Source organism: Microbulbifer sp. S227A (genome assembly GCF_049800935.1).
Map to the genome: position 1 here is coordinate 173,390 of NZ_JBNAFZ010000005.1, position 13,526 is coordinate 186,915.

A 13,526-nucleotide genomic window follows, 5' to 3' on the forward strand; every position below is an offset into this window, starting at 1 on the left:
ATTCCGGCCGAACCCATCCGCCCCGAGAGAGGACCGGCACATGATCGACCTGTATACCTGGACCACGCCGAACGGGCGCAAGGTGTCCATCCTGCTCGAAGAACTTGGCGTGCCCTATGCGGTGCATCCGGTCGACATCACCAGGGACGAGCAATTCGCCCCGGATTTTCTCAGGATCGCGCCCAACAACCGCATTCCGGCGATCGTCGACCGCGAAACCGGCCAGACGCTGATGGAGACCGGGGCGATCATGCTCTATCTCGCGGACAAGCACGAGCGGTTCCTGTGCCGTGGTGCCGAATATTGGCGGATGATGGAATGGCTGATGTGGCAGATGGGCGGCTTTGGTCCGATGCTTGGGCAGGCGCATCATTTTCTAAAGTATAACAAGGGCATATCCGAATATAGCGAACAGCGTTACCGCACAGAGGCGGCGCGCCTTTACAAGGTGCTGAACACCCGTCTGGCGGGGCGCGACTATATTGCCGGTGACGATACAGGGGCCTATTCGGTCGCCGACATGGCCTGCTGGCCCTGGGCCTCGCGGTTTGAGTATCAAGAGATCGACCTTGGCGATTTTCCGCATGTGCGGGACTGGTATCTGCGGATTGCCGAACGCCCCGCCGTGCAGCGCGGCTATCAGGTGCCGAAATTCGTGACCGAGATCCCCCTGCCCTGACTCCCGCGCGTGACCACGGGGCAAGCGGCACGCGGCTTGCGGCATGTCGTCAAGACGATACAATCGCGTGGCATCCGATGCCGAATTCAAACCCTGGGGTACAAATCAATGTCCATCGTGCTCGATCGTCGCAGCTTTCTTGCCGGCACCGCCGGCCTGATCGCGCTGCATCCTTTCTCGGCCCGCGCCGCCACCAACCAGGCGCATTTGCGCATCATGGAGACCACCGACCTGCATGTGCACGTGTTCCCCTATGATTATTATGCCGACAAGCCGCGCGATACGGTTGGCCTTGCGCGCACCGCGTCGCTGATTCAGGGCATCCGCAACGAGGCGGCCAATTCGCTGTTGATCGACAATGGCGATTTTCTGCAGGGCAACCCGATGGGCGATTACATCGCCTATGAGCGGGGCATGAAAGAGGGTGACACGCATCCGGTGATCCAGGCGATGAACGCGCTTGGCTTTGATGCCTCGACCCTCGGCAATCACGAGTTCAACTATGGGCTGGATTTCCTGATGAAATCGCTGGCGGGGGCGAATTTCCCGGTGGTGAGCGCCAATGTCGCGCTCGAAACGGGTTCGGATCCGACCCGCGACAAGACGCTGATCCCGCCCTATGTGATTCTCGATCACAAGGTCACGGATGGCGACGGGGCCGAACATCCGATCCGTGTCGGGCTGATCGGGTTTGTGCCGCCGCAGATCATGAACTGGGACCGCCGCCACCTTGAAGGCAAGGTGCAGGCGCGCGACATCCTTGAAACCGCCCGCGCCTATATCCCGCAGATGAAGGAACAGGGCGCGGATATCATCGTCGTGTTGTCGCATTCCGGCATCGGGGCCGCCGATGCCACCGATGGCATGGAAAACGCCGCGGTGCCGCTGGCGGGGCTGGACGGGGTTGACGCGATCCTGACCGGGCACAGCCATCTCGTATTCCCCTCGCCGGGCTATGCGGATTTTGCCGGGGCCGATGTGGATGCGGGCACGCTGATGGGAACCCCGGCCACGATGGGCGGGTTCTGGGGCAGCCATATGGGGCTGATCGATCTGTTGCTGGAACGGGACGGTAATGAATGGCGGGTCGTATCCGCCGAAACCGAGGCGCGCCCGATCTCGAAACGCAACGAGGACCGCTCGGTCACGGCGCTGGTCGAGAGCGATCCCGAGGTGCTTGCCTCGGTGCAGGCCGAACATGACGAAACGCTGAGCTATGTACGCCGCCCCGTGGGCAAGACCGATGCGCCGTTGCACAGCTATTTCGCGCTGGTCGCAGATGATCCCTCGGTCCAGATCGTGTCGATCGCCCAGCTCTGGTACATCGAACAGATGATGAAGGGCACGCCGCATGAGGGGCTGCCGATCCTGTCCGCCGCGGCCCCCTTCAAGGCCGGTGGCCGGGGCGGTCCGGAATATTTTACCGACGTGCCCAAGGGTGATGTGGCGATCAAGAACGTCTCTGACCTATATCTCTATCCGAACACTGCCCGCGCGGTGCGGGTGACCGGTCAGCAGGTCAAGGACTGGCTGGAACGCTCGGCGGGGATGTTCAACCAGGTGACGCCCGGCGCGCAGGACGTGGTGCTGCTCAATCCGGATTTCCCGAGTTACAATTTCGACGTGATCGACGGGGTCGAGTATCAGATCGACCTGTCGCAACCTTCGAAATATGACACCAAGGGCGCATTGCTGAACGCGAATGCCAACCGCATCGTCAACTTGACCTTTGATGGAAAACCCATTGATCTGGATGCGGAATTCATTATCGCCACCAACAATTACCGCGCCAGCGGCGGCGGTGCGTTCCCGGGGGCGTCATCGGAAACCACGGTTTTCGAAGGCCCCGACACCAACCGCGATGTCATCGTGCGCTATATCGTCGAAAAGGGCACGATCAGCCCGAAGGCCGATGGCAACTGGTCCTTTGCGCCGCTCGAAGGCACCACGGTGTTGTTTGATACCGGCCCGGCGGCGCGGGCCTATCTCGATCAGGTGGACGCGCCTATCGCAGAGGCCGGCGATGGTCCGGACGGATTTGCACGGTTCCGTATCTCGCTCTGACCTGCAAAGGGGGCGTCAGCCGCGCAGGCGGGGATAGGCGGCGCTGGCATTGTCCGGGATGGCGGCGCGCCCGGCCGTGGCGTGGCCGCGGGCGGCGATGTCGATCCACGCCTGGTAGTCCGAGGCAAGGTTCAGCACCGGCCAGTCGCTGCCAAACAGCAGGCGGCTTTCGGGAAAAACCTCGATGACGTGGCGGATATATGGGGCAAGGTCGGCTTCTGACCACGCGGTTGCCGCTTCGGTCGCAAGGCCCGAAAGCTTGCAGAACACGCGTGTATCCGCCGCGATCTCTTGCAGGGTTTCGGCCCAGCCCGTGAACCCGGCATTGCGGATTTCCGGCTTGGCACAGTGATCGACCACCACCCGCAGCTCGGGATAGGCCGCCAGGAACGCTCGCAGATGCGGCAGGTGGCGCGGCATCACCAGCGCGTCGAATGTCAGGTCATGGCGCTCCATGGCGGCGATGCCCCCGGCCAGTTCGGGGCGCAACATCCATGTGTCATCGGGAATGTCCTGGATCATCGGGCGCAGCCCCACCAGCCGGGGATGCGCGGCGAGCCGGGCAATCGAGGCCGGGGCGGTTGCGGCGGCCAGATCCACCCAGCCGACCACCCCGCGGATCCAGTCATGTGTATCGGCGAGCGACAACAGGAATTCGGTTTCCGCCTCGGTATCGGCGGCCTGCACCGCGATGGTCCCGCTGACCCCCGCCGCGTCGAGCAGCGGTTTCAGATCCTCGGGCATGAAGTCGCGGTAAAGCGGTGCCAGGTCCGGTGTCAGCCACCCGTAATCCCCGCGCTCGAGTTTCCAGAAATGCTGATGTGTATCGATGAGCATCGCGGTTGCCTCCCTGTTGGGCGTCACGGCGCGGTGCCGGTCTCGCCGCCATAGATTTCGGTCATTTCCCGGGCCAGTTCGCCATGCATCGCCACCACCTCGTCCAGCGACGGGACCGTGAGATCATCCACCCGTTCAAGATACGGACAGCTCAGCACCGCCGCCGCCCGCCCGCCGGGGCCGAAAATCGGAAAGGCGATGTTGGTGACGCCGAACGCCGTGGTCGAGGCGATCATTTCATGGCCCAGCTTGCGAATGCGGTGAATATGCCCAAAGAACGCCTCGCGGTCATAGGTGGGTTCCCCGACGGCGGGCCGATGTTGTGTCACGAGTTCCTCGATCTCGTCATCGCTGCGAAATGCCGCCAGCACACAGCCCGACCCGGTATTCCACAGGCCGATCACCGTGCCGGTCTTGAGCGCCAGCCCCCAGTTGCCCGGTGATTCCGCCGAGGCGACGATCACGATGTCGCCATTGCTCTCAACGGCCATGTGGCAGGATTGCCAGCTCTTGCGCGCCAGCGCCCGCATGCGCGGCAGGCTGTTCTCGATCACCCGTCCGATGGGCGGATGGCGCTGCGAGAGGGCGAACATCTTGAGGCTTAGCGAATAGCGATCCCCCGAAGGCGACCGGATGACATAGCCGCGCCGCACCAGCGTCGACAGCATCCGGTAGATTTCGGAGGGCGAGCGGTCGAGCGCCTTGGCCACCTCGCCCTGCGTCAGTCCTTCGCCATGACCGGCCAGAAGCTCGATGATGTCGAGACCCTTCTCAAGCGCCGGGGCGCGGTATTTGTCGGTGCTGTCGTCCATTCCCATCCCTGAACCCAAGCGCAATCCAGTGTCGGGCACAAGGTGATGCAAGTCAAGGTTGATTTATTTATGAATAGATGATTTACATGCAAATGAATAGCCTATGCACCATCGCATGATCTGGGAGGAGAAGATGGGAAAATTCAATGTGGCCAGCGCCTTGCTGGCGGGAACGGCATCGGTCGGGCTGGTTGGACCGGCCCTCGCATCGGACTGGGGCAGCTTTGAGGGCGTCACGGTCGAGGCCAAGCTGATCGGCGGGCAGCAATACGAGGCATTGTACGGGCGCATCGCGGAATGGGAGGCCGCAACCGGTGCCACGGTCGATATCATTTCCAAGAAAAGCCATTTCGAGATCGACAAGGAAATCAAGTCGGACATGGCGGCGGGCACCACCGGATGGTGCGTCGGGTCCAACCATTCGTCGTTCGCGCCGCAATACGAGGGCCTGTATATCGACCTGAACGGGATGGTGCCGCAAGAGACCATCGCCGAATTCGTGCCGGGCAACATCAAGGCCTCGACGGTGGATGGCGCGTTGCTGATGCTGCCCCGCGCGCAATTCGACGTGTCGGTGCTGTATTATCTCAGATCGAATTACGAAGACGCGGACAAGGCTGCCGCCTTCAAGGCCGAATACGGGTATGATCTGGCGGTCCCCGAGACCTGGGAGCAGGTCAAGGACCAGGCGATCTTCTTTGCCGACCCGCCGAATTTCTACGGCACGCAATATGCCGGCAAGGACGAGGCGATTGTCGGACGGTTCTATGAAATGGTGGTCGCCGAGGGTGGCAATTACCTGGATGAGGACAAGAAGCCGATCTTCAACTCCGAGGCTGGCCAGCGGGCCTTGCAATGGTTTGTCGATCTATACGCCGCCAAGGCGGTTCCGGCGGGCACCACGTCTTATGTGTGGGACGATCTGGGTCAGGGGTTTGCCAGCGGCACCGTGGCGCTGAACCTCGATTGGCCGGGCTGGGCCGGGTTCTTCAACGATCCGGAATCGTCCAAGGCGGCGGGCAATGTCGGGGTGGCGATTCAGCCGATGGGGTCGGTCACGCGTACTGGCTGGTCCGGGCATCACGGCTTTTCGGTGACAAGCGATTGCCCGAACAAGGAGGCCGCCGTGTCGCTGGTGAATTTCCTGACCAGCGAGGACAGCCAGCTTGCCGAGAGCTCGGGCGGCTCGCTGCCGACGCGCAGCGCGGTGTGGAACGCCAATGTCGAGGCGGCGCAGAGCGGTGACGACCCCTATCGCGCCGAGGCGCTGGCCGCCTTTGCTGCCGGGGCCGAATATGCGTTCGCGATTCCGCCGATCCCGGAATGGGGCGAGACCACCAATATCGTCTTTCCCGAATTGCAGGCGGCCATCGTTGGCGACAAGACCGTTCAGCAGGCGTTGGACGATGCCGCCGAAGGGGTTGACGAACTGATGCGCGAGTCAGGCTACTACTAGCACCCGAACCGCGCGGGGGGCGGGTTTGTGCCGCCCCCCGGAACGCCGCGACCACCGCATCGATAGGATCGTCATGACCCGCCGCCGCCTGCCCGAGTGGTTTGTCCTTCTGTTGCCCGCAATCATCGTGATCGCCGCAGTTGTGCTCATTCCGCTGATCTTTTCGCTCTATTCGAGCTTTACGCCCTACAAGCTGACGCGCCCGTCGACGCTGTGGCGATGGGTCGGGACGTTCAATTATGAAAAGATCCTGACGGATGCGAAATTCTGGGCCGCTTTTGGCCGCACGGTTCTGTTCCTGACCATCGTTCTGAACCTGGAGTTGCTGCTGGGGCTTGGCATCGCGCTGTTGATGAACCGGGTGACATGGGGCCAGCGGACCCTGCGCACCATCCTGATGTTTCCGATGATGTTCTCGCCGATCCTCGTGGGGTTTCAGTTCAAGTTCATCTTCAACGACAATATCGGCCTGGTGAACAACGTATTGCAATCGCTGGGCTCTGACGCGGCCCTGCCCTGGCTGGTCGATGGCAAGCTGGCGATGTTCTCGATCATGTTCGCCGAGATCTGGATGAGCACCTCGGTCTTTGCCATCCTGATCCTGGCCGGGCTGTTTGCCATGCCGCGCGATCCGCTCGAAGCGGCCAAGGTCGATGGCTGTACCCCCTGGCAGACCTTTCGCCACATCACCCTGCCTTTCCTGATGCCCTTTATCTACATCGCGATGACCATTCGCAGCCTTGACGTGGCCCGCGCCTATGACATCGTTCAGATCATGACCGGCGGCGGCCCGGCCCGGCGTACCGAACTGTTGTGGACGCTGATGAGCCGCACCGGTTACGTGGATGCCCGCATGGGACTGGCCAATGCGATGGGCTATGTCTCGATCATCCTGTCGATCCTCTTCACCATTTATTTCTTTCGCAAACTCAGCGCCGCGCGCGCCGAGCTCGGAATGGCGGGGTAAGGCCGATGGATCGCAACCGCACCCACCGGAACCGCAAGCGCCTGCTGCGGGTGCTGCATTTTCTTGCGCTGTTCCTGACCATGGCGGTGATCTGCATCCCCGGTCTGTGGATCGTTCTGAACTCGTTCCGGCCCACGGTCGAGATCATGGCCAAGCCGCCGGTCTGGACGCCGACCTTTACGCTCGAACATTACCGGGCGATGTTCGGCGGTGCCGGCGAAGGCGGTGTGCCGGTCTTTGCCTACTTCCGAAATTCTCTCATTGTTTCCGTGACTTCCACGGTGATCGCGATCCTGATCGGCATGTCGGGCGGTTATGCCTTTGCGCGTTATCGGTTCAGGGGCAAGTCGGGGTATTTCGTCGGCCTGATGCTGTTTCGCGCGGTGCCGGGTGTGGCGCTGTCATTGCCATTGTTCATCGTCTTTGCCCGTGTGGGGATCATCGACACCCATTTCGGGCTGATCCTCGCCTATGTGGCGATGAACGTGCCCTTTACCATCTGGCTGACCGACGGGTTCTTTCGCCAGATCCCCAGGGAATTGCACGAGGCCGCCGAGATCGACGGATGCACCCGCTGGCAGGCGTTCTGGAAGGTGGAATTCCCGGTCGCCCGCTCGGGCGTCGCCTCGGCCGCGATCTTTGCCTTTCTGACTTCTTGGAACGAATTCGCGCTGGCGTCACAGCTCACCCGGTCGGTCGGCTCAAAGACCATGCCGGTGGGGCTGCTCGATTTCACCGCCGAATTCACCATCAACTGGGGCGGCATGTGCGCGTTGGCGGTGCTGATGATCGTGCCGGCCCTGGTTCTTACATTTATCGTGCAAAAACATCTGATTGCCGGCCTTACTTTCGGCGGTGTCAAAGGATAGTCCCATGACCGAAGTCAAGCTTGCGAATGTCACCAAGGATTACGGCAGGTTCCGCGCCGTGCATGGTATCGACCTGGGGATCCGGGATGGCGAGTTCGTGGTGCTGGTCGGCCCCTCGGGCTGTGGAAAATCCACCACGCTGCGGATGATCGCCGGGCTTGAGAGCATTTCCGGCGGGGAAATCACCATCGGCGGGCGGTTGGTCAACGACCTGCCCCCGCGCGAGCGCAACATCTCGATGGTGTTTCAGAATTATGCGCTCTATCCGCATATGACGGTGCGGGAAAATCTCGGGTTTTCGCTCAAGATCGCCAAGGCCGAGACCGCAGCGATCGAAGCCGCCGTCAGCGAGGCCGCCGAGATCCTCGGGCTGAACGCACTGATGGAGCGCAAGCCCGCCGAACTTTCCGGAGGGCAGCGACAGCGCGTCGCCATGGGCCGCGCCATCGTGCGCCACCCGGATGTGTTCCTGTTTGACGAGCCGCTGTCAAACCTTGACGCCAAGCTGCGCACACAGATGCGGGTTGAGATTAAGAAACTCCACCAACGCGTTGGAAACACGATTGTTTACGTGACACACGATCAGGTCGAGGCGATGACGCTGGCGGATCGGATCGTGTTGATGCGCGACGGGCATATCGTACAAGTCGGCACTCCGCTTGATCTGTTCAACGCGCCGGTCAGCACCTTTGTCGCAACCTTCATCGGGTCGCCCCCGATGAACCTGATCGACGGCACCGTCACCGATGAGGGTATGATCCGCCTGGCTGGCGGGTTGGTCATTCCGGTTCCTGCCAACGCCCGCGGCCTGGTGCGGGCGGGACAAGAGGTACAGTTCGGGTTTCGCGCGGATAACCTGATGCCCGCCGGACATTCGGTGCAGGAAGACGGCGAGATGGCAGAGCTGGAGCTGACCGTCACGTTGACCGAGCCGCTGGGCACGGAAACCTTGTTGTTCACTGATGTCGCGGGCACCGAGGTGCAGGCCAAGATGCTCAATCCGCGGCCCGTGCGCCCGGGCGAGACGTTGAAGTTTCACCTGATGCTGGACAAGTGCCACCTGTTCGATGCCGCCAGTTCACAAGCAATCCGGAGCTAGGCCATGGCCACAATCACCCGCGTAGAGCTGCAAATGGTCGACCTGATCCCCAAGGTCAAACGGGTCGATGCGATCCAGTCCTTTGTCAGCCAGGAAACCCCCTTTGTCACCATTTATGACAGCGATGGCGCGGTGGGTCGCGGCTATAGCTATACCATCGGCACGGGCGGCCCGTCGGTGATGGCGCTGTTGCGACACAGCTTGGCCCCGGCGCTGATCGGGCGGGATCCGGACCGGATCGAAGGCATCTGGCGCGACCTGTTGTTCATGACCCATGCCACCGCGGTTGGCGCGATCACCTCGCTGGCGCTTGCGGCAATCGATACGGCGCTGTGGGACATGCGGTGCCGCAAGGCGGGGCTGCCCCTGTGGAAGGCGGCGGGCGGGTCGCGCGCGCATGTGCCGCTTTACACCACCGAGGGCGGCTGGCTGCATCTCGAGACGGCGGCGCTGGTCGATGACGCGGTCGAGATGCAGGCGCGCGGTTTTCGCGGTTCCAAGATCAAGATCGGCTGCGACCATATCAGCGAGGATGCCGCCCGGCTCGCGGCGGTGCGGGCGGCGGTTGGGGATGGTTATGAAATCATGACCGACGCCAACCAGGGGTTCACCCTGTCCGAGGCCATCCGCCGAGCGCAGCTGTTGCAAGAGCATGGCGTCGGCTGGTTCGAAGAGCCATTGCCCGGCGATGACGTGGGCGCGCATGTGGAGCTGTCGCGCCACTGCACGGTGCCCATCGCCGTTGGCGAGAGCCTCTATTCGGTCAGCCAGTTCAAGGATTATCTGCAATCGGGCGCGGCCTCGATCGTGCAGGTCGATGTGGCGCGGATCGGTGGCATCACGCCCTGGCTCAAGGTGGCGCATATGGCCGAGGCATTCAACGTCATGGTGTGCCCGCATTTCCTGATGGAACTGCACCTGTCGCTGGTCTGCGCGGTGCCGAATGCCAAATGGCTCGAATACATCCCGCAGCTTGAAAGCATCACCACCGAACCGATGCGGATCGAGGATGGCTATGCCGTGCCGTCGAACGCGCCGGGTCTGGGCATCCATTGGGATAGTGCGGGGATTTCGGAAAAATCCTTGTTTTCCGAGATTGTTACGGAGGGAAGTTGATGCAACGTATGGGGATGGTGATCGGGATCAAGCCCGAGATGATCGCGGAGTACAAGCGCCTGCACGCCGCTGTCTGGCCCGATGTTCTGGCGCAGATCGCGCAGAGCAACATTCGCAACTATTCGATTTTCCTGCGCGAACCGGAGAACTTGCTCTTCGGATATTGGGAGTATCATGGGACCGATTTTGCCGCTGACATGGCGCGCATGGCGGCCGATCCAGTAACGCGCGACTGGTGGACACATACGGATCCCTGTCAATCGCCCTTGGTCAGCCGTGCAGAGGGCGAGCAATGGGCGATGATGCAGGAGGTGTTCCATGTTGACTAAAGGCGTAGTTGCAGAATTATGATATAAAATCAACAATATATACCAATTAATTAATTTGACTAATGAAGCAGGGACGCGGCGGGAAACGGAGGGCGACAGGATGCAATTGAACCGGATCGGCGGGACCGATGTACAGGTGAGTGCGCTGTCTTTTGGCTGTGCAAGTATCGGCAATCTCTATCGCGCGGTAAGCGATGACCAAGCGCGTGCGGTGCTGCATCGGGCGTGGGATGCGGGCATCCGGTATTTTGATACGGCGCCACATTACGGACGGGGCCGATCCGAGCAGCGGCTGGGCCGGTTCCTGTCGCAATACCCGCGCGAAGCCTATGTCCTGTCGACCAAGGCGGGCCGGGTCCTGTCGCCCGGCGCGCCCTTGCACGCGGCGGATGGCTTTGTCGATCCGCTGCCCAACGCGGTGCGATACGACTATTCCGGCGATGGTCTTGAGGCGTCGCTGGAGCATAGCCTCGATCTCTTGCAAACCTCCCATATCGACATCCTCTATGTGCATGACATCGGCACCTATACCCACGGGCCGGACAATGCCGCCCATATGGAGGCGTTTCTGGGGTCGGGATACGAACGGCTTGTGCGTCTCAGGGAGCGGGGACGGATCCGGGCCTTTGGGCTGGGTGTGAACGAGAACGGGGTTTGCCTGGACGTGATGCGGCACGGTGCCATCGACGTGATCCTGCTCGCCGGGCGTCTGACGCTTCTGGATCGCAGCGCCGAAGAAGAGCTGACCGCCATGTGCCGTGCGCAGGGCACCAGCCTCGTGCTCGGAGGGGTGTTCAATTCGGGCATCCTCGCCACCGGGCCGGTGGACGGTGCGACCTATGATTATCAGGAGGCCGGTCCGGATATAATGCGGAGGGTCAAGGACTTGCACTCCAAAGCTCAGGCAATGGGTGTGCCGCTCGCCACGGCGGCGCTGCATTTCGCGGTGCGCCACCCTCTGGCCGCGTCGGTCCTGTTGGGCACGGCGCGGGCCGCCTCGCTTGAGCGAAATCTCGCGGCGTTGCAAGCCGAGATGCCCGAGGAGTTTGACCGGATATTTGCCCGCGAACCGCTCTAGCCCACCTTGTGTCGCCTGCGCACCGATGCGGGGCGCGCGGGTATCGCCAGCGCGGCATCGGCGCGCGGCGTCTTGGCGATCACCTTGCCGTTGGCGATCACGAACAGCCGGCTGGCCCGCAGCCTGAGCGCCTCAACCGGATCGCCGGCATCCAGCACGACCAGCGATGCCCTGGCCCCCACATGCAGGCCGTAATCCGCCAGTCCAAGCGTGCGGGCGTTGTTCACTGTAACCATGTCATAACAGGTGCGCATGTCTTGGGGGCTAGTCATCTGCGCGACATGCAGGCCCATGAAGGCCACGTCCAGCATGTCGGCGGTGCCCAGCGAATACCACGGGTCCAGTACGCAATCCTGCCCCCAGCCGACATTGATCCCTATCGCCAGCATTTCCCTGACCCGCGTCAGCCCGCGCCGTTTGGGAAAGCTGTCATGGCGGCCTTGCAGCACGATGTTGATGAGCGGGTTGGGAATGGCGTTGATTTCGGCTTCGGCGATCAGGGGCAACAGCTTGGACACATAGTAATTGTCCATCGAATGCATCGAGGTCAGGTGCGATCCGGCCACCCGCCCCTGAAGGTTCAGCCGCCGGGTTTCATAGGCCAGGGTTTCGATATGGCGCGACAGGGGGTCGTCGGTTTCGTCGCAATGCATATCCACCATCAGCCCGCGCGCGGCCGCGATCTCGCAGAGTTCCGTGACCGAGGCCGCACCATCCGCCATGGTGCGTTCAAAATGCGGAATGCCCCCGACCACATCCACGCCCATGTCCAGCGCGCGGATGGTATTGGCGCGCGCGGTGGGGTCGCGATAAAAGCCGTCCTGCGGGAAGGCGACCAGCTGCAGGTCGATGTAGTCCTTTACCTGCGCGCGCACATGCAGCAGCGCCTCGACCCCCAAGAGCCGGTCGTCGCAGGTGTCCACGTGGCTGCGGATGGCGAGCAGCCCCATGCTCGCCGCCCAGTCGCAATATTGCAGGGCGCGGGCGATCACGTCGTCCTGGCTCATCACCTGTTTGAGCTCGCCCCAGAGTCCGATCCCTTCGAGCAGCGTGCCCGACGCATTGATACGAGGCAGCCCATAGGACAGGGTCGCGTCCATGTGGAAATGCGGGTCGACAAAGGGCGGGCTGACCAGATCGCCGGTGGCGTCGATCTCCTGACCGGCGGTGGCATCGCCAAGGTTCCCGATCGCGGCAATCCGGTCGCCGCGTATGCCAATATCGCAAACCCGCCCATCGGCCAGCGTTCCGCCCCGGACAATCAGATCGAACATCAGCGTTCCCCCTTGTTGAACGGCACCATAAGCGCCGCCGGAACCTCGGCCCGGCGCGACATCGCCACCAGCGCGAGAATGGATAGAAAATAGGGCATCATCAGGAAGATCTGATAGGGAAATGCCGCTCCGAAGCTGGTTTGCTGAACCCGGATTTGCAGGGCGTCAAAGGCGGCAAACAGGATTGCCCCAAGCAGTGCCTTGCCCGGACGCCACGAGCCGAACACGACAAGCGCGATACAGATCCAGCCCCGGCCATTCACCATTTCGAAAAAGAAACTGTCAAAGGCCGACATCGTCAGGAACGCGCCGCCCATCGCCATGAAGCCGCTGCCGACAATCACCGCGCCCATGCGGATCGCGGTGACCGACAGGCCCTGTGCGGCCACGGCGGACGGGTTTTCGCCCACCGCCCGTACCGCCAGCCCGACCGGGGTGCGATAGAGCACCATCGCCACCACCGCCACCAGCGCAAAGGCCAGATAGGTAAAGGGCGTTTGCGCGAACAGCGCCGGGCCAAGCAGTGGTATGTCGGACAGGAGCGGGATTTCATAGGGCTGAAACGCGGCGATCTTGGGCGGGTTGGTCACTTGGGGCAAGGCAAGCCGATAGGCATAGTAGGTCGATGAGGTTGCCAGCAACGTGACACCCAGCCCCACCACGTGCTGCGACAGCCCAAAGGGCACGGTCAGCACCGCGTGGACAAGGCCGAACACCATGCCGACCCCCATCGCCACGCCCACCCCGACCCACAGGCCGGTGCCGGAATAGACCGCCATCCACCCGGCAAAGGCCCCGGCAACCATGATCCCCTCGATCCCGAGGTTCAGAACCCCGGCGCGTTCGCAGATCAATTCGCCCAATGTCGCAAAGATCAGCGGCGTGGCTATGCGGATCGCCGCGGCCCAGAAACTGGCGGTGAACAGGATTTCGATGATGTCCATGG

At 62.2% G+C, this 13,526-nt stretch carries 13 protein-coding genes; 9 read left to right on the forward strand and 4 right to left on the reverse strand.

What is annotated here, in order from left to right; genetic code table 11:
- The first annotated feature begins 40 nt into the window (after positions 1-40).
- Positions 41-679: a glutathione S-transferase family protein gene (locus ACP15R_RS13965; protein WP_424987038.1), complete on the forward strand. Its 639-nt coding sequence runs from the start codon at positions 41-43 to the stop codon at positions 677-679.
- 108 nt (positions 680-787) lie between these two features.
- The gene (locus tag ACP15R_RS13970) at positions 788-2,743 is read left to right on the forward strand and encodes a bifunctional 2',3'-cyclic-nucleotide 2'-phosphodiesterase/3'-nucleotidase (protein WP_424987039.1); all 1,956 of its coding nucleotides are present in this window, start codon (positions 788-790) and stop codon (positions 2,741-2,743) included.
- A gap of 15 nt (positions 2,744-2,758) precedes the next feature.
- Here ACP15R_RS13970 and ACP15R_RS13975 read toward each other — a convergent pair whose 3' ends face one another.
- Together ACP15R_RS13975 and ACP15R_RS13980 are read right to left on the reverse strand one after the other, a co-directional pair.
- Positions 2,759-3,580, reverse strand: a complete 822-nt coding sequence (locus ACP15R_RS13975) for an amidohydrolase family protein (RefSeq protein WP_424987040.1) — start codon at positions 3,578-3,580, stop codon at positions 2,759-2,761.
- A 23-nt stretch (positions 3,581-3,603) separates the two neighbouring features.
- On the reverse strand, positions 3,604-4,392 hold the full coding sequence (locus tag ACP15R_RS13980; RefSeq protein WP_424987041.1) for an IclR family transcriptional regulator: 789 nt from the start codon (positions 4,390-4,392) through the stop codon (positions 3,604-3,606).
- Between the two features lie 133 nt (positions 4,393-4,525).
- Here ACP15R_RS13980 and ACP15R_RS13985 point away from each other — a divergent pair, with 133 nt between their 5' ends.
- The 7 genes from ACP15R_RS13985 (at position 4,526) to ACP15R_RS14015 (ending at position 11,306) form a co-directional block, all read left to right on the forward strand.
- Positions 4,526-5,848, forward strand: a complete 1,323-nt coding sequence (locus ACP15R_RS13985; protein ID WP_424987042.1) for an ABC transporter substrate-binding protein — start codon at positions 4,526-4,528, stop codon at positions 5,846-5,848.
- A 73-nt stretch (positions 5,849-5,921) separates the two neighbouring features.
- Complete coding sequence (locus ACP15R_RS13990; protein WP_424987043.1) at positions 5,922-6,815, forward strand: carbohydrate ABC transporter permease; 894 nt, start codon at positions 5,922-5,924, stop codon at positions 6,813-6,815.
- A gap of 5 nt (positions 6,816-6,820) precedes the next feature.
- Entirely contained in the window at positions 6,821-7,684 is an 864-nt protein-coding gene (locus ACP15R_RS13995) for a carbohydrate ABC transporter permease (protein WP_424987044.1), read from the forward strand.
- A 4-nt stretch (positions 7,685-7,688) separates the two neighbouring features.
- Entirely contained in the window at positions 7,689-8,783 is a 1,095-nt protein-coding gene (locus ACP15R_RS14000) for an ABC transporter ATP-binding protein (protein ID WP_424987045.1), read from the forward strand.
- Between the two features lie 3 nt (positions 8,784-8,786).
- Positions 8,787-9,899 carry a mandelate racemase/muconate lactonizing enzyme family protein gene (locus tag ACP15R_RS14005; protein WP_424987046.1) on the forward strand — a complete coding sequence of 371 codons (1,113 nt, stop codon included), beginning with the start codon at positions 8,787-8,789 and terminating at the stop codon, positions 9,897-9,899.
- Positions 9,899-10,228 (forward strand): L-rhamnose mutarotase, encoded by a 330-nt coding sequence (locus ACP15R_RS14010; RefSeq protein WP_424987047.1) that lies wholly within the window; start codon positions 9,899-9,901, stop codon positions 10,226-10,228. Before ACP15R_RS14005 ends, ACP15R_RS14010 begins: the two co-directional genes overlap by 1 nt.
- A gap of 100 nt (positions 10,229-10,328) precedes the next feature.
- On the forward strand, positions 10,329-11,306 hold the full coding sequence (locus ACP15R_RS14015) for an aldo/keto reductase (protein WP_424987048.1): 978 nt from the start codon (positions 10,329-10,331) through the stop codon (positions 11,304-11,306).
- On the opposite strand, the gene ACP15R_RS14020 is transcribed toward ACP15R_RS14015, so the two are convergent.
- A complete protein-coding gene (locus ACP15R_RS14020) occupies positions 11,303-12,580 on the reverse strand; it encodes an amidohydrolase family protein (RefSeq protein ID WP_424987049.1) in 1,278 nt (425 codons plus the stop codon). The genes ACP15R_RS14015 and ACP15R_RS14020 overlap by 4 nt on opposite strands.
- Complete coding sequence (locus tag ACP15R_RS14025) at positions 12,580-13,524, reverse strand: ABC transporter permease (protein WP_424987050.1); 945 nt, start codon at positions 13,522-13,524, stop codon at positions 12,580-12,582. The genes ACP15R_RS14020 and ACP15R_RS14025 overlap by 1 nt, the downstream gene beginning before the upstream one ends.
- Positions 13,525-13,526: the final 2 nt, after the last annotated feature.